This window comes from Aestuariibaculum sp. M13 (assembly GCF_024723255.1).
Taxonomy (GTDB): Bacteria; Bacteroidota; Bacteroidia; order Flavobacteriales; family Flavobacteriaceae; genus Aestuariibaculum; species Aestuariibaculum lutulentum.
In genome coordinates this window covers 65,309-83,597 of sequence record NZ_JANIAC010000001.1, presented here as the reverse complement: position 1 = coordinate 83,597, position 18,289 = coordinate 65,309, and the positions used below count along the sequence as shown (strand labels likewise).

The following is an 18,289-nucleotide window of genomic DNA, read 5'->3' as shown; positions in this document are numbered from 1 at the left end:
TCGCTACTAATAAAGTTTCTATCGGCATATTTTATCTCTCTGTCGCAGTTGTTGTTTTTAAGTTAATGTATATCCTAAATTTAATATTATTTTCTGAATGTAACTTATTGAAATTTAGTGTCTAAATAAATGGTTGTTAAGGTAAGATGTTCAAGGTTTTTATAGCCTTTTATTAGATAGCAAAGAACCATTAGTTAATAGCGCAAAAATCAGACTTAAATTATAATGTATTCTTCCTCTCTAAAACACATTATAATGTTAAAGAAAAGCTGGTTTTAAAAAGATATAATTAACCTCTAAAGTTTAAAATTATGAAAGCGCTAAACACATTTTTAAAAAGAAATTTTCTTTTTGGAGCCTCCTTTTTATTTGCAGCCTTACTTTGTTTTCAAGCTTGTGATAAATACGAATTACCTGAACTAATCATTTTACAGGAACAGAAGGACGAATCAGAAGAGCAAGAACAAGAGCAAGAACAAGAACAAGAACAAGAACAAGAACAAGAGCAAGAACAACCTTTACCAATTATTGAAGGTCAGTTTCCAACAGTATTTGCTGGGGATAGTATTGTTTTGTATTATCCTAATAATCATCTTATTCTGGATGGATTGAAGTCATTCGATTCATTAGGAGTATTTGATTATACTTGGAGAAAGATTGCCGGGCCACCATATTACACAATAATGTCTGAAAATTCATCCAAAACAGATATTTATCATTTAGTAATGGGAACTTATCTGTTTGAAATAACTGTTCAAGATACTTCTTTTAAGATTTATAAAGACACTATCAAGGTGGTGATAAAAGAGCCTGAGTATTGTGGTGACATAAAAAGGGTACCGATAGATATAAAATTGCTTGAAATTGGAGAGCTGGGTAAGGCAAGAGAATATGTGGCCATTACTACGTTAGGTAGTAAGATTTTTATTGCTGGTGGTAGACATCCGGATTCTAAAAAAGTAGATATATATGATGTTTTAACAGAAACGTCATCAATCATAGAATTGGGAACTGCTCGATCAAATATAACTGCTATAGCTGCAGGAAATAAAGTGTTTTTTGCTGGTGGTCTTGTTTCTGTTTTTGATGGTTGGGCGTATTCGGCAGTAGATGACATAGACATTTATGATATTAACACAGATACTGTCAGTTCAGGGCATTTAAATACGGAAGGTTCGGGCATGGCTGCTGCGGCTGTTGGAGATAAGGTTCTATTTGTAGGGGGAATAGATAATTCTAGTACAGCTAACGAAAGAAAGGGAACTGCTGAAATGTATAGCCTACTTACAAATGAATGGACAACAGCTAAATTAAGTCAGGGGAAATCAGATGGGCATATTGCGTTAGTTTATGGTGATAAGGCTTATTTTGCAGGTGGTTATGAGAATCGCGATAAGATTTTGATTTATGACAATAGTACCGGTGTTTGGTCTGTTGAAGAGATGTATGAGAATAAATCACAATTATCAGGAATTGCGGTTAATGGGAAAATGTATTTGGCGGGAGGTTATACTGAAAATCCGGATTTATTTTATTTAAGCAATTTAGTAGAAATAAAAGATCTTAATTCAGGTATCTCCTCATATACCTGCCTGAGTCAGCCAAGTATTAATGGACAAGCAATAGTATACGACAATAAGATTATATTTATAGCTAAGCATAAGTCAGAAGGACAGCACCAAGGTAACCAATCAACTATAGAAATCTATGATCCCTCTGGGGACATATGGTATAATGCTACCATAGATGTTCACATAGAATATATTTTTAATTACAATGAAACATTGTATACGATTTCAACAAAAACAGGAAAAATAATCATAAGCAAATTGGAGATTCGTTAACCCATTATACAATAGGGAGTAGACTGTCTTATAACCACATTCGGACCCAGATAAGTCCGTTATTCCAATTAAGGATATAAATTCTTTCATCGACTCAGATATTTATCTTTCCTTTCAAATGTATTGATATTAATGAAGGTTAATTTTTATCACTTCAGCTGATCTTTTTATGTTACAGATACAAGTTAAGCAGCTACCAAACAAATTTGTCGATACTATTTAAGTTTCTGTCTACCTAAAGTCGCTTTATATCGCTAATACAGATTTTCCTTTCAAGTATATCCTAAATTTAATAATATTTTTTGAGTGTAAATGATTAAAAATCAACATCATGAAAAGTGTTTTGAAAGTCGTTAAGTTGGTTGTTTTGGTTTGTGTTTGGCTAAAATTTAATGCTGTGCAGTCCCAAATAATATATACTGATGTTGATCCTGATAAATGGTCATATAATTTACCCATTGATTTAAATAATGATAGTAAAGTTGATTTTACAGTGAATATTGATAATGCTTGGTATTATTTTGCCTATATCATATGTCAATCTAACGATCAGGAAGTACTGAGTGATTATAGAATTTCAAAGGCCTTAGCTTTAAATGAAGGAGTGGTTATAGGACCAAATCAAAATTCATGGATACAGTTAGCTACACCAGAAAATTATTCTGATGGAAATTTAGTAGGGGTATTTAATGATGGATCTGTAATCGGTTATTGGCAAAATGTTCAGGATAAATATTTGGGGCTTCGTTTTAAAATTAACGGAAAAACACATTATGGTTGGGCAAGATTAAGTATGCCTTTGCATTCTCAAGGGTTTTTAAAAGATTACGCCTATAATGCAACAGCAGATGAATCTATAATTGCAGGCCAGAAGGTTTTAAATGTAGAAGACACAGATTTCTATAAGATAAAATTTTTAGTATCCCAAAAGATAATCACAGTTCTAAACCTTGTTCAAGAGACCAGGTTTAAAATATATAATGTAAGTGGGCAGATGCAACTCATGGGGCATTTGAACCAAGTTGATAATCTCATTAACGCTCAGTATTTATCTTCAGGATTGTATTTTATTGAGTTGGTTACTGAATACCCTTTGAAAGTAAGCAAAATGAAGTGTATGGTTTTTTAATCACAATTAATGATTAGATAAACCAGAGTAGGTAAAAGGACATTAAAATAGGTTGCAGGTATTACCTAACTATTTATTGTTTAATCCTCTTTTGTAAGTTAATAGCAATTGAAAATCGTATGTATTTAAATTGATTTATTATGAAAACTTCGACTATTTTTTTAATTGAAATTTATACTTCAAGGATGATAATTGTCTTTTTAGGAGTGTTTTTTTTATTCACATGTGAAACTGAAGAGGAGATAGAACTACAGTCACTTCCTCTCCCTGAAACAAAGAAAGGTCCACCTCCAACAGCTAATGCAGGTGTAGATCAGGAAATAAATTACCCAGAAAATAGCGTTCGGCTAGATGGTAGTAATTCTTTTGATTCCATTGGGATAATTAGCTATAACTGGAAAGGTATAGATGAGTCTGATGTAAATTTAACTATTTATAACGGAGATAATTCTTTTGCACTGGCTACAGGTTTAGATCAAGGCACTCATTTATTTGAATTATCGGTAATGAACAGATCTAAACTCATAGATAAAGATACAGTTCAGGTTGTTGTTCATGGACCAGAGTTTTGTGAGGGGATTGAGCGCACGGCAATTTCGGCCGAGTTGATAAAAATAGGTACTCTTTCAGAAGTTCGAGATGGAATTTCCATTGCTACAGCAGGGGGTAAGCTATTTTTTGCAGGGGGATGGTCAAATCTAAAAAATAACTTTTCAAATGAAATTAATGTTTTTGATATATCTGGACAATCCTGGGAATTAGCTAAGTTAAGAATTGCACGGGGTGGTATAACATCAGTTGTCAACGGAAATAAAGTGTTTTTTGCAGGAGGCGCCATATCTGATGGATGGGATGCCAGTTTTTTTGATGATATTGATATCTATGACCTTGAATCTAAAAGTATGTCATTTGCACGATTGAGTACAGATGGGGCTGGTATGGCTGGTGCTGCAATAGGAGATAAGGTGTTATTCGCTGGGGGCTACAATTATGCGTCAAATATTGATAGAAATAGAAGAGTTGATATTTTTAATTTAACCTCAGGAGAATGGACACAAGCTTCGCTGAAAAATCCTAAATCAGGTGGGCATGTGGCCGTATCAGTTGGAAGTAAAGCATATTTTGCGGGTGGCTCAGAGTCTTCAGACAACATAGATGTTTATGATAATACCACAGATATTTGGTCTTCGGAAACCATGTATGAAAGCAAAACGAATTTGACAGGAATTTTGTTGGATAGTAAAATTTACTGGGCTTCAGGATCAACTAAAAACTGGACTAAAAGTCCTGTAGTTGAAATATATGATACAAATTCCTCAGAGTCTACTGTAACATGTCTTAGTCAGGCAACAGGATGGCATAAAGCTGTTTTACATGAGGGGAAAATCGTATTTATTTCATCGGGTATTTTGGATATCTATAATCCAGAGAATGGTGCCTGGTATTACAGCCAGTTGCCAGCGAATATTACAGAGGCTATTTCTGTAAATGATACGGCATATATAATAACCTCCGAAAATGGGCAAATGCTGATAAATAAGTTAAAGCTAGATTAATTAAGCATTTGTTATAATGATTGAATAACTAAAATTTACAATTATGAATTTAGATTGGGAGGCATTCCGTAATAATGCTAGAACTTCTTGTAATATTCAGGATTTAATAAAGAAACCAGAAGTAATATGTTTGATTGTTTTTTTATTGTTCTTATTCTCATGTTCAACAGAACAAGATTTAGATTTACCCATTATACAAGAGGAGAATTCATCAAAAACTTTTTTAGAAAACCATGCTAATACTAAATGGTTTACTAGTAATGATGAAGGGTATAATTATAAACGTATTTTGAATAACAAGCTAATATTGGTGGAGGATTGGTATTATCACGCGGAAGGTTGTTATACGTATGTTGAATCCGACTTGTCAAATAAAGATTCAGGCAATACGGTTATAATTACAAAAAACTTAAATAATGTCTTTGAATACAAGGTTTTTTATACCAGTCAATACAATAACGATTCTTTTAGCATAAATACATTCAGTGTAAGTGAAGAGACCATGCAAGTCGAAACCAAGTATTATTTTGATGGATTTTTGGTATCAGCAGAGAAAACAACATGGAAGCAATCTACCGATAATTTTGAAGAACTAACTATTTGTGATGAATCATTTATTGATGATGAATCTGGTATAATTTACACAGATATAGTTCCGGATTTCTCCAGTGTAAAAGCGGATGATTATTATAATCTGGATATTAATAATGATGGTTTTATTGATTTTAGTTTTACATCTATCCGTGATTCTTGGTGTTTTTTAGCAGAACCCTTTGAAAGACTTAAAAATAATGCATTTGTATCGGTATCCGGTCCTTTTGAATCTTACATAATACCTTTAGATCAAGGTAAAGTCATTTCTAAAGTTCTTGAATTCCCTACGTTTTTCGATTCCTATGGAGGTTACGTCGGAATGAATTTTTGTGATACGTTTTCGACTTATTGTAAATACAGTTGGGAAAATACAGAAGACAAATACGTAGGGTTACAGTTTTCGGTAAATAGTAAAATATATTTTGGTTGGGCTAGATTCGATGTCAAAAACAGTAACGAATGGACCATTAAAGATTACGCCTATAATTCAAAACCTAATGCTCCAATTCTGGCAGGACAAACTGAATAACATAATTAACACTTAAAATAATGAATCATGAAAACAACTTGGGTGGCAACCCGAAATGCAAGGCAAATAAAAACTGGATACATTCTTCTAATAGCCATACTGTTATTAGACTTCTCCTGTTCTAAGAACAACGATTTAGAGCTAATTGAAGAAGAAAATGTGATGATGTCGAAATCGGCAAATACCTCACCAAACACTGTATTGGCCTGGAATCAGGTAATGGAAGATCTTTATACTTTTTCTTTAAACGGACCCGGAACACCACCTCCATCAGCCTCCTATACCTGGGCATTGGTTCATCTGGCAATGCATGATGCACTTAATTGTATCGTGCCTCGTTACGAAACCTACGCGGGAGTGCCAAGAGATAAAGATGCAAATCCCGATGCCGCTGTATCTCAAGCCGCATACGATGTGCTTATGGCAATTAATCAACTTCCTTTTGCACCAGCGTATCTTCCCCAAAATTTTCAAAGTATCAATGCATTGTTGGCAGAGACATTAGATGGTATTCCCGATGGTGAAGCTAAAAATAAAGGTATCGCTTTGGGGCATGCTGTCGCGGAAGCAATTATGGCAAAAAGGGCAGGCGATACACCTAATCTGGCTCCGGGGGTTCCAAACCAACCTGCAGAAGGGACACAGCCTGGAGAATATAGGTATCTTCCATATCCTTTAGCTCCCAATGGTATGGGATATGCCTTGGCGAATTTTCATAAGCTAAAACCATTTTTTATGGTAACAAACGACATGTTCAGATCAGAACCACCTTATGAAACGAGTTCTCCTGAGTATGCAGCAGATTTAAATGAAACTAAAGATTTTGGCGCTTTAAACAGTCAGGTGCGTTCGGCAGACCAAACTGAGTTAGGGGTGTTCTGGGCGGAGAATTCCAGTCGAGGTTGGAATGTTGTTGCTAGAATTGTGAGAGATAGTTATAATGAAAAATCACAAAATGCATGGAAAACTGCCAGATACCTGGCTTTAGTACATAGTGCAATAGCCGATTCATACATATCAATTTTCGAAAGTAAAATGTATCATTATTTCTGGAGACCAATAACAGCAATACAACTAGCAGATAATGATGGAAATGATTCAACCACAGCAGATCCGTCATGGGTACCACTACTTAACACACCACCATTAGGAGAATATCCATCTGCACACGCCATTTCTGGTTCTGTCGCCGGACAAGTAATAATTCGATTTTTTGATGACAGAGATAATTATGAGCTTAACCTTGATAGTGGTTATATGCCAGGTGTTATTCGTTCTTTTTCTTCGGTTTCAGATGCTGTAAGAGAAAATTCTTTATCACGTATTTATATCGGTTATCACTTTAGACTGGCTGTAGATGTCGGTGAAGCTTTAGGTAAAGAATTGGGTGATTATGTTTATGAAAACGCTCTTAAAGAGAAGTAATAAAATTGAAATAAGTATTCATTTAATTCATGCTCTCCATTTTTGTAGAAATATCATGAATGAAGTTTGTGTAACTTGTTGATTTTTAATGCAAAAATGTTTTGTTCTGTATTTCGTATGGAAAAAATAATTATCTTTAGTAATCCTTAAAATAAAGGATGAGGATTAACCCCAAATTGAATATTATTTTGAATAAATTTCATCGAATGTTCAGTTTGGGGTTTATTTTTTATCATATAAATCTCATATAAAATTTTAGACAATATTAGTATATAAATAATATGCGATAGTAGCAAATCGCGGAAAGCAAAGAATCCCTAAGTAGTTGATGTCATTTAAGTTTTACTAAAATCATGTGCTATGAAACATGCAACTATTTTATGGCTTTCGCTATTCTTTTTAATACAGGGTATTTTTGCACAAAACGAAGGTCAGAATAAGCAAATACTTATCGATACCCTATCAGAAGTGGTTGTAACATCACTTCTGCGTCCTGAAAAAATAACACGAGCTGCAGCTTCCATCCAGGTGTTGGCAACCAAGGATATTGAACGATTTGCAGGTTCGAATATTGGTGAACTTATTGGTACGCTTCAAGGGGTGGAATTCACCCGTTATGGGGTTGATGGGACAACCTTTAACGCCAGAGGTTTGAACAGTGCGTTTAACAATAAGGTCCTACAAATTGTTGATGGTCGTATAAGCACTTCACCATTAAGTGGTGGGTTATCTGTTTTTAATAATGGGTCTACCATTATAGACGATATCCAGCAGATGGAAGTTGTGCTGGGTCCGCAAACAGCTTTGTATGGTCCGAATGCTCATAACGGAGTCTTTAATAGTGTCACTAAAGATCCTCGCAAAACTCCAGGAACATCAGTCTCTCTCAGTGCAGGAACACAATATCAGTTTAGTGGAAGATTCAGGCATGCCCAAAAAATTGATAATAACTGGGCCTGGAAAGTTACAGGCGAATATGCTACCGGACAGGAATTTAATTTCACAGATAGTGTTTATGTTCAAGGGCAAACAAAAGCTATTCCTGAGCGTAATGTAGATTATAATTTCAGGCATATCAGAGGGGAAGCTCATGTGTATTATAATCTTAATCCTAAAACAGAAATTGTTGTTTCCGGAGGTACCAGTAAAAATAATTTTTTGCAGGTTGTTACGTCCGGACGAAATCAAATGAGAGGTGTAACATACAGCTTTTTGCAGGCCAGATTACGAAGTCGTCATTTTTACGCTAATGTTTATAATACATGGGGTAGTTTAGGACGCAGTTACAGTATTACCAGTTACACACAAACGTTTTGGACGAGAACACAGCAGGGAAGTCTTTACTTGCCTCCCGATGAAGCTGAAAGGTTGGCATTAACTGGAGCCAGTTTTAGAGAAAGGAGCAGGAGGTTTAATGCCGATTTTCAATATAATACAAGCTTTCCTGAAATCGGCTTGTTTTTAGTTGGAGGGTTGGATTATGAGAATATTAGTCCTAATACAGATAACGGAACAACGGTGGTAGGTAAGTCGGGTGATATTTCGGTTTCTCAGGTTGGTGCTGTGATACAGCTCGAAAAAAGTTTAATCTCTAAATTAAGAGTAATTGGAGCTTTCAGATATGATAACAACGATAATTTTAAAGATTTGTTTGCTCCAAAATTTACTTTAGTGAAGGATTTTACTAATGGAAGTGTAAGGCTGGGATGGGCTAAGGCGTATGTGTTACCTTCCATTCAAAATCAATATGCCAATATTAGAAGCTTCTTTTTTGGGAATGGAGGAAAGGGAATTTTGTATATCCCGAACAATGCTAATGTTAACGATCCGGAAGCGATAACATCTACAGAAGCTTTAAAGACGGAAGAAGTTGGAACCTGGGAAATCGGATTTAAAGGGCAAGCTTCTAAAAAACTTTGGGTTGATGCTAATGCCTATTATGGTATTAGCAAAAATTTTATAACTCCATCGTTGCCAGTTGGGGGAAGAGCATTGGAAGTGAATACAATTAAAGTTAATCACAACCCTATTTTCGCTGGTACTGTTAGCAATGACACCCTGCAAGGTGCTTCCTTTTTAACTTTTTTTAATTACGGACGAGCCAAAATATATGGTCTGGATGCAGGGATAAACTTCAGTTTCATACCTTCAATTCAGTTGGCTTTAAAATATTCATGGATTAATGCAGATTTTGAGGAAAACGATGCAAATAAAGATGGGGTTATTAGTCCTGACGAAAAAAGTCTGAATGCGCCAAATCACAGAGGAATGGCACAGCTGACGATTAAAGACCTCTGGAAACAGCGTCTTAATTTATATTTGGGAGCCAGAATGGTTCAGAAATATGATTTTTTTAGCGGGAATCAGATAGGTACAGAGGCTGGAGAGGGAACCCGGGTACCACCGAAAAATTTTAATTATGGTGCGCTTGGTGGGTTTACAACTTTCGATTTAAATGCTACTTATCAAATAAATAAGAAAGTTTCCTTTAACTTTAATATATCAAATTTATTCAATACTAAACAACTTGAATTTGTAGGAGCACCATCTATCGGGCGACTGGCAATGGCAAGTATTAAAGTAACGGATTAAAAGTTTTTAGAGCAAAACACTATTAGTGTCTTGACTTTTTATTCTTAAAATATTTAATAATTACGTACAGGATACTCAGAAAAATTATAACTACAATGGTTCCAATAATTTCATTTGATGCCAGATTGGACAGAAAATAAAAGATAATAAGTATAGATAAAATAGGAACCGTTAAACCTCCAGGAATTTTAAACTCTTCGGTTTGGGGTTTTTGCGTTTGTCTTAATTTAATAACAGACAAAGCAACCCCTAAATAAAGTAAAAGCATCGAGCTTGTAGCAATAATAACAGCCTGCTTAAAGCTGCCAAAAACGGTTAATGTATAACCAATAGATACGTAAACTAAAATTGCTATATAAGGCGTTGCATAGGTTTTATGAATTTTTGAAAGTACTTTAATCGGAAATACGTTGTCTCGCGAAAGAGCATAGAATATTCGTGGACTATTAAGGATAGAACCAGTCATATTTCCGAACATGGAAATTACAGCTCCAACAGTTAAGAGCAGGAATCCGAATGAACCTAAAACAACTTTAGCAGTTTCAGCCAAAGGTGCTCTTTCATAATTTTGAAATGAGTCTCCAAGAATGCCTTGCCCCACAGTTTGTAGCAAAACATAAACAACAAGAACTGTACTAATACTTACTAAAACAGCTTTAGGTATAGTGCGTTTAGGATTTAGAACTTCACCACCAACAATAATTCCGGTTTCACACCCTTGAAATGCAAAAAATAGAATTAATGAGGCTTGTCCTAAAGTATTTAAGTCAGGTAAAGTCTCAATGGTTAAATTGCTGAAATTGATATTCGGTAACCCAAAAATAATTAGAATTGATAGCGGTAAAAGTTTTAAAACCGTGTTTAGTTTTACAAGACCAATACCTTGTTTCAGACCTATAACGTTAATGAAAGCCAGTCCCCAGAACAATACAGTTAAAAAAATCAATCTAAACCATGTGCCTTCTAAAACAGGGTAAGCTCCCATAATGATATTAACCAAAGCATTAGAAACAGCGGCATCAGCAAAAAGGTTACTGCTTACGGCAAAACATCCGGCAATAAACCCGGCATAATCACCAAAGGCAGTTTCAATATATGTATATGGACCTCCTGTATTATTTACTTTACTACCCGCTTCGGCAAAACATAGCATCACTAATGCCATCAATAGTCCGCAAAACAAATAAGCAATGATGCTTGCTGGTCCCATTAGAGCGGCAATTGTTGCAGGTAAGACAAATATACCGGAACCAATTATAATGTTTACTATATTGGCAGAAAGCCCTAAAACACCAACTTCACGTTTTAAATGTTCATTATTTTTTTCCATAAGCTTTAAGGTTTTACAGATAGCTTAGCCACCATTTATCTTTGTTTTTTACTTTGTAAATCATATAAGTTTTACAGGGGAAATAGAGAAGGATGATTATGCTTATCCAAACGAGATAAACCGTTAATAAAGAATATCCATAATCTTTTAATGTGGGGTTATTAAATCCGGCCTGAGTTATAATCATGTTTTTCCAGTCACCACCGAAAATTAGTATACCGACTATTGCTAAAACATGGATAACAAAAATGTGAAGGAAATAATAGAAGAGAGGTACCCGACCAAAAACAATCATAAAATCGGTGAGTTTGTTTTTAACTGATTCAATAGCATATAAAAATAATAATGCAGGCCCTAAAGTGATTAAAAGATACGATAAGGAAGGTGGATATTTGGTGACTTTAAAGAAAGATAAAATGGTTTTAGTTGTTGTGTCTTGAATGGACCACGGCACTAAATCGCCATAAATATTTATTCCTCGAATGATAAAAAATAGAACGGTAGCAGATAAACCAATTTTCAATAACCATTGTTTTCTTTTTTCAGTATCGAAATCAGGAAGGTAAAGTTGCCCTAAACAAAACCCAAGAATCATAACACCAAGCCAAGGTAAAATGGGATAGGCAAAAACAACTACTTGCCCTCCAATAGCAGTGCCATTCTGTTGATGTAAAGCGTACCAAAGTACAGATGAAAAACTATTGCCTTGCATAACGATGTTGTCTAACGCATTATGTCCGGCAATGATAAGACTTCCAATAAGTAATAATAGTTTAGTGTTCAGAAATATTAAGAATGATAATATTAGCATTGTTAAACCAATGGCCCAGATAACCTGGAGGATGATAACCGAATAAGTGATATCGAATTTCCAGAGGAGATTGTTTAAAAATATTTCCAGAAAAATAAGCCAGATGCCTCGTGTAAAAAGAAATTTAAAGAGTTCTGGCTTTGTTTTTTTACTACCGAATAAAAAGGCTGAAGTCCCCGCTAAGAGGATAAAAACAGGGGCGCAATAATGCGTTATAAATCGAGTAAAAAATAATATAGGGTTGGTAGTTTCTAAATTGGTTGGATCACTAAAAAAAGCTCCGTAATGGAAGTAGTCTCTGGTATGATCTAAAGCCATGATAATCATGACTAATCCTCTTAAGATATCTATAGATTCAATTCGATTGGATTTTATCATACGCTATGTCTAACTTATATGGTATTAATTTAGTGATAATATTTTTAAGTTTTTGATTTTGTGATTTTTATAGTTAATTATTGGTTGCCTAAACCAAGATATTGTTGAAATGCTGTTATTTTTTCATTTTTTAATGTCCACAAATGGACTACAGTAGTTTTATAAGTTTCGCCGGTTTTCTTCAATTTTCCATCGTAATTAAGGGTAGCTAACACTTGATCGTTTCCTAAAGGGGATAGCTTAATATTTTCTAATTTGAAATAGTCGTTGTCTTCACCAAGTCGTTTGAAAACACCATTTAACACGGCATCAGGTCCGGTATAAGGATTTCCATCTGAATAAGAGCTGGAACTTGATTCATTCCAAACAATATTTTCATCCATCATATTCAAAACTGCTGGAATATCGCCTTTACCAAAAGCTTGGTAAATACCATCGACAATAATTGTGTTTTCCTGGTTAGGTAAAAGTCCTAATTGTTGCATAAACACCATGTTGTCCATGAAGTCTTCTTCCTGAGCAATTTTATCGTCTTTCATTTTGACTAAGGTAACGCCATCAATATCTACTGAATTTCCAGTAGCAGGTATACCAAAAAAATCACCAGTATGGTTTCCTTTAAAATTCCAATGCTTTACTATATTGTCTCCCTGACCGAAAACTTGAACGACGGTAAATTTTATATCTGAAAATCCGGTTATAAAATTTTGGTAATAGTCTTTAAAACCATCGATGCCTACAATGTTTTGAGGACTCATGACTAAAGTAATGTCTTCAGTGAAATTAGAGTTATTGATGAGATCTATATTTCCATCATTAACGATATGGTCCCAGGTGTCGGCGTACATGGTCATGTTTTTTTTGAGTTTTGCATCGTTACAGGAAATCAAACTTATAGCTGTTAATAAAAGAAATAATGTTGTTGAAGTTTTCATAGGTTTTATGTTTAGTTGGTTATTAGTTAGTTAAATTTTCTAATGTGGTTAAGTGTTTTTTTATGTTAATGGTTTTATAAATGAAAAAAGCGAAAAACGGAATGGCTGCACCGCAAAAAAAGACTTGATTCCATTGTAATTTTTCTTGAATCAAACCAAACAGCCATGGGCCTATTATAATTCCCAGATTATTACAGGTCATATATAGAGTGAATTGAGAAGCTGATATTTTGTGCCATGAGATTTTCATCGCCATGGCTAAAAGTGCTACGGTAAGTAGTGTGTTTAATAAATTAAAAAGTATGATAAATCCATAAACAGCAGAGATGTTTTGCCAACTGTTTGAAATCAAGCCGAATGAGAAAATAACAAGAGCTAATAAGGATATGAGAATAAGTGACATTTTCTTTGTGCCAATTAAATCTATTATAACCCCACCGGCAACCATACTAAAGCCTCCACCAACAACGGAAGCTATGGAGTAAACTTGAGAATAATCCGTATTGGTCCAGTTTAATTCCTGAACCGTAAAAATGGGAAATAAGACTTCAATAAATCCAGTTGAAGCACCGGTAAAAATCATGCCCAGACTCAGAATAAGACTGGTTGGCAGTATTAGGACTTTTCCAAGGTTTTTAAACAAGCTTTTCCAGTCTGTAAGCTGTGCCTTTTTTGAAACTTCAGAGGCTTTACCTTTTGTCCAGGGCATTAGTTTTTCACCTCGATGTTCTCTAAAGAAAATTGGAACAAGGATTAGTATAGCAACCACAAGTGATAAGGAACCAATAGCATTGGTGAAGCCTACAATATTAATAAGGGTAGTTCCTAAAAGTAGGGATAACGATTGACCGATAATTCTGGAACCCCACATAATACCATTGGCTCGTGCTTGTTGGTGTTCTGGAATAAGATCTACAGCCATACCATCAATGGCGATATCTTGTGTAGATCCAAACAAGCTAATTAAAAAACCGCAAATCATTAGTCCTTTAATATTAGTTAAAGGTTCGTTTACAAAGCCGAAAGAGAGAAAACTTATAATTAATCCAACTTGGGCAAAAATAATCCAGGGTCGTTTTCTACCCATAGCTATAGGAGTATAGCGGTCAATAATTGGAGCAATAAAGAATTTAAAACTCCATGGAATAGAAATGACTGAAACATAAGCTGCAATAGTAGTCGCAGAAATTTCATTCATTGCTAACCAAGCAGGGATGGCGTAAAAGGTTATGCCAATAGGAATACCTTCGCAGACATATAAAGCAGCAAAGACAAGATAGCGTAAGGTTGCATTTTCAGATAGATAGATTTTTTGCTTTAAATCGGCCAATTCATAGAGTAATGCTTTTTGATTCATTTTTGGTTGGTTTAAGATTAAAACTAAATGCTATTAGTTAAATAGGCAATACTCTTATGCGAAGGGAGATAGAAGGATAAGCACAATTTTCATTGTGCTTATCCTGGATGCTATTGTTTATTAAATTAATATTTAGAATTATCTAATACGATAAATCATCCATTAAACTGTACATATACGACCAATCTTTAGAAACGGCACTTCTAAATTTTTCTTTAATAGCGTCGGCTTTAGATTTTCCTTTCTCTTTTTCATAAACCTTCCAAACACCGTCGCGGTCTTCATCTAAAGCTGCAAAATTTTTAAAAGGAACGGTTACAAAGTAATCAGATACATGTGGGCCGCCACCTATTACGCTATACCAGGTTCCTCTAGTATCGCCCTCAGCTTTTTTAATGGTAGACTCTACTTCTTTAACGGTTTCCATAAAGCTATCATAATTGTCAACTTTTACGTTATAAACCCATACCAGTTTGGTATCATTAGAAAGGTTTGAATTGGATTTGCTTACATCTGGCATGCGTCGTGCAATATTGTATTCTACACTTTCAACGTGTGGTATAATTAAATCGACCACTTTCATTCTGCATTTTTTCCCGGCTTCATCATTGCTTTCATCCATTTCAGCCCAATTAGCCATTCGGCTGGTCATGGTGTATACCGTTCCTTTACCCTGAACGCGTTTCCACATACTCCATTTAAATTCCCCTTCGTTATCTTTATAGCATTTTTTCCATGACATGACACCCTCTATAAATTGTGAATTTTGTCCGGGTTTCACCGTGATTTCAGACATGTTTAATAAGTAATTGTCGTTTTCCTGAGCTACTCCCAATAATGGAAGAACAAGTAATAGATACAGTAATGTTCTCATAATTTTGATTTTGGTTAGAATTATTAATGGTTATATAGTTGGTAGCGTTAAATGTTACTTTAACACAATAGGTATTCTAAATAAAATCAACTTGGGACTCTAAAATCAGAGGTTAATTATGAGAGATATGGGTAGGTAATTTGTTTGTTTTATTGATAATAGCGTACTTAAAGATAGAAAATTTTGTTGAGGTAACAACCTTGTGTTTTAATTATAGGTAGGATTTTTAGTTTCTAAAATAAAAAAGCCCAACCAAAAGGTTGAGCTTTTATAACTAAGATGTATAATTATTGGAATTGGTTATTTGGCCAACTCTTTTTCTTTTTTCTCTGAAAAATCGACTTCAATTTGATTTTTAATGATGTCATCAAACGTTTCTCTTTTTCTGATTAAGTGTGCTTCGTTGTTGTACCATAAAACTTCAGCAGGTTTGAATCTAGAGTTGTAGTTACTCGCCATAGAGAAACAGTAAGCGCCTGCATTTTTAAAGCATAACACATCACCTTCAGAAATTTCTTTAATTCGTCTGTTGCTACCAAAAGTATCGGTTTCACATATGTAACCAACAACAGTGTAGAAACGTTCGTTACCGTTAGGGTTAGAAATGTTGATGATGTCGTGGTGCGAACCGTAGAACATAGGACGGATTAAGTGGTTGAAACCAGAATCTACCTGAGCAAAAACAGTTGAAGTGGTTTGCTTAACAGCATTTACTTTAGTTAAGAAATATCCTGACTCACTTACTAAAAACTTACCAGGCTCGAAAGCTAAGGTTAAGTCTTTACCATATTCTTTACAGAAAGCGTTAAACTTAGCTGTTAATTTTTTACCTAATTCTTCAATGTTAGTTTCAATATCACCTTCTTTATAAGGTACTTTAAATCCTGAACCAAAATCGATGAATTCTAAGTTTTTGAATTGCTTAGCAGTATCGAATAAAATTTCGCTGGCATATAAGAACACTTCAATATCTAAAATATCACTACCGGTATGCATGTGAATACCGTTGATAGTCATTTTAGTATTTTCAACAATTCGTAAAATATGAGGAATCTGGTGAATAGAAATTCCGAATTTAGAATCGATGTGTCCTACAGAAATATTGGCATTTCCTCCGGCCATAATGTGCGGATTAATACGAATACATACTGGAATGTTTGGATGTTTTGTTCCAAATTGCTCTAAAATAGACAGGTTGTCGATGTTAATTTCAACACCAAGTTTAGCAGCCTCTTCAATTTCAGCTAAAGATACACCGTTAGGCGTAAATATAATTTGCTGAGGTTTAAAACCAGCTCTTAATCCTAATTCAATTTCTTGTAAAGACACGGTGTCAATACCAGAACCAAGTTTGTTGAATAATTTTAGTATCGATATATTTGATAAGGCTTTTACAGCATAATTAAGTTTTAATTTTTTTACACCGCTAAAGGCGTTAGTCAGTCTGTTATACTGTGCCTCAATTCTTTCAGCATCGTAAACATAAACAGGGCTTCCAAAATCTTCTGCAATTTTAAGCAATTGATTCTCCAACATAATTTGTAAATTTTTGGCAAAGATATTTCTTTAGGCACAATAAAAAATAAATAAATAAAAAATTATACAAGTTAAACAGAATGTTAATTATTTAACACAAGGTTATTAGTTTATTATTTATAAAGTTTTCACATTGAAATATTAGGGTAAGTAATTGCGATTATTTACATTTGTGCCTCTTAAACTATTTAGCGAATTATGAATTTACACGAATATCAAGGTAAAGAAATATTAAGCAGTTTTGGTGTACGTATCCAACGTGGTATTGTAGCGCAAAATGCAAAGGAAGCTGTTGCAGCAGCAAAACAATTAACTGAAGAAACAGGAACCGGTTGGCATGTTATTAAAGCACAAGTACATGCAGGTGGTCGTGGTAAAGGTGGTGGAGTAAAACTTGCTAAAAACTTAGAGCAGGTTGAAGAGATTGCTGGACAAATCATTGGCATGAACTTAGTAACACCTCAAACATCGGCTGAAGGTAAAAAAGTACACCAAGTATTAGTTGCAGAAGATGTTTACTATCCAGGTGATAGTGAAACTGAAGAGTTCTATATGTCTGTTTTATTAAACAGAGGTACTGGTCGTAACATGGTTATGTATTCTACTGAAGGAGGTATGGATATCGAAACTGTTGCTGAAGAAACTCCTCATTTAATTTTTACGGAAGAAATCGACCCTGCTGTTGGTTTAACACCATTCCAGGCAAGACGTATTGCTTTTAACTTAGGATTATCTGGTAACGCATTTAAAGAAATGACTAAGTTCGTTACTAACCTTTATACAGCTTACGTAAAATCTGATTCTTCTTTATTTGAAATCAACCCTGTATTAAAAACAAGTGATGATAAAATTTTAGCTGTTGATGCTAAAGTAACTATCGATGATAACGCGCTTTACAGACATAAAGATTACGTAAACCTACGTGATTTACGTGAAGAAAACCCAATTGAAGTAGAAGCTAAAGAAGTAGGATTAAACTATGTTGACCTTGATGGTAACGTAGGATGTATGGTAAACGGAGCTGGTTTAGCAATGGCTACTATGGATTTAATTAAGCAAGCAGGTGGTGAGCCAGCTAACTTCTTAGACGTTGGTGGTACTGCTGATGCTGCTCGTGTAGAGGCTGCTTTTAAAATCATCTTAAAAGATCCTAACGTAAAAGCAATTTTAATTAACATCTTTGGAGGTATTGTTCGTTGTGACCGTGTTGCTCAAGGGGTAATCGACGCTTACAAAAACATGGGTAATATCAACGTGCCAATTATTGTGCGTTTACAAGGTACCAATGCAGACATCGCTAAAGAATTAATCGACAACTCAGGTTTAGCAGTATTAAGTGCAACTGAATTCCAGGAAGCTGCAGATAAAGTACAGGAAGTATTAGCATAGGCTTAACATA

General features: G+C 34.6%; 13 protein-coding genes. 7 read left to right on the top strand and 6 right to left on the bottom strand.

Annotated features, from left to right (window positions below):
- The first annotated feature begins 311 nt into the window (after positions 1 to 311).
- From NO995_RS00350 to NO995_RS00325, 6 genes are all read left to right on the top strand, one after another.
- Positions 312 to 1,844 carry a hypothetical protein gene (locus NO995_RS00350; protein ID WP_258225812.1) on the top strand — a complete coding sequence of 511 codons (1,533 nt, stop codon included), beginning with the start codon at positions 312 to 314 and terminating at the stop codon, positions 1,842 to 1,844.
- A 331-nt stretch (positions 1,845 to 2,175) separates the two neighbouring features.
- Entirely contained in the window at positions 2,176 to 2,973 is a 798-nt protein-coding gene (locus NO995_RS00345) for a T9SS type A sorting domain-containing protein (protein ID WP_258225811.1), read from the top strand.
- A gap of 140 nt (positions 2,974 to 3,113) precedes the next feature.
- Positions 3,114 to 4,529: a kelch repeat-containing protein gene (locus NO995_RS00340; protein WP_258225810.1), complete on the top strand. Its 1,416-nt coding sequence runs from the start codon at positions 3,114 to 3,116 to the stop codon at positions 4,527 to 4,529.
- Between the two features lie 43 nt (positions 4,530 to 4,572).
- On the top strand, positions 4,573 to 5,652 hold the full coding sequence (locus NO995_RS00335; protein WP_258225809.1) for a hypothetical protein: 1,080 nt from the start codon (positions 4,573 to 4,575) through the stop codon (positions 5,650 to 5,652).
- Positions 5,653 to 5,679: 27 nt separating this feature from the next.
- Entirely contained in the window at positions 5,680 to 7,077 is a 1,398-nt protein-coding gene (locus tag NO995_RS00330; protein WP_258225808.1) for a vanadium-dependent haloperoxidase, read from the top strand.
- 360 nt (positions 7,078 to 7,437) lie between these two features.
- Entirely contained in the window at positions 7,438 to 9,669 is a 2,232-nt protein-coding gene (locus NO995_RS00325) for a TonB-dependent siderophore receptor (RefSeq protein ID WP_258225807.1), read from the top strand.
- Positions 9,670 to 9,691: 22 nt separating this feature from the next.
- Here NO995_RS00325 and NO995_RS00320 read toward each other — a convergent pair whose 3' ends face one another.
- The 6 genes from NO995_RS00320 to lysA form a co-directional block, all read right to left on the bottom strand.
- Positions 9,692 to 10,999 (bottom strand): APC family permease, encoded by a 1,308-nt coding sequence (locus NO995_RS00320; protein ID WP_258225806.1) that lies wholly within the window; start codon positions 10,997 to 10,999, stop codon positions 9,692 to 9,694.
- 13 nt (positions 11,000 to 11,012) lie between these two features.
- Positions 11,013 to 12,188 (bottom strand): DUF1624 domain-containing protein, encoded by a 1,176-nt coding sequence (locus tag NO995_RS00315; protein WP_258225805.1) that lies wholly within the window; start codon positions 12,186 to 12,188, stop codon positions 11,013 to 11,015.
- 77 nt (positions 12,189 to 12,265) lie between these two features.
- Positions 12,266 to 13,123, bottom strand: a complete 858-nt coding sequence (locus NO995_RS00310) for an ester cyclase (protein WP_258225804.1) — start codon at positions 13,121 to 13,123, stop codon at positions 12,266 to 12,268.
- Between the two features lie 22 nt (positions 13,124 to 13,145).
- A complete protein-coding gene (locus NO995_RS00305) occupies positions 13,146 to 14,480 on the bottom strand; it encodes an MFS transporter (protein WP_258225803.1) in 1,335 nt (444 codons plus the stop codon).
- Between the two features lie 142 nt (positions 14,481 to 14,622).
- A complete protein-coding gene (locus NO995_RS00300) occupies positions 14,623 to 15,354 on the bottom strand; it encodes a hypothetical protein (RefSeq protein ID WP_258225802.1) in 732 nt (243 codons plus the stop codon).
- A gap of 300 nt (positions 15,355 to 15,654) precedes the next feature.
- Positions 15,655 to 16,890 carry a diaminopimelate decarboxylase gene (lysA, locus tag NO995_RS00295; protein ID WP_240571070.1) on the bottom strand — a complete coding sequence of 412 codons (1,236 nt, stop codon included), beginning with the start codon at positions 16,888 to 16,890 and terminating at the stop codon, positions 15,655 to 15,657.
- A 198-nt stretch (positions 16,891 to 17,088) separates the two neighbouring features.
- On the opposite strand from lysA, the gene sucC reads away from it, so the two are divergent.
- Positions 17,089 to 18,279, top strand: coding sequence for an ADP-forming succinate--CoA ligase subunit beta (sucC, locus tag NO995_RS00290; RefSeq protein ID WP_240571068.1), 1,191 nt, complete (start codon positions 17,089 to 17,091; stop codon positions 18,277 to 18,279).
- Positions 18,280 to 18,289 lie beyond the last annotated feature (10 nt).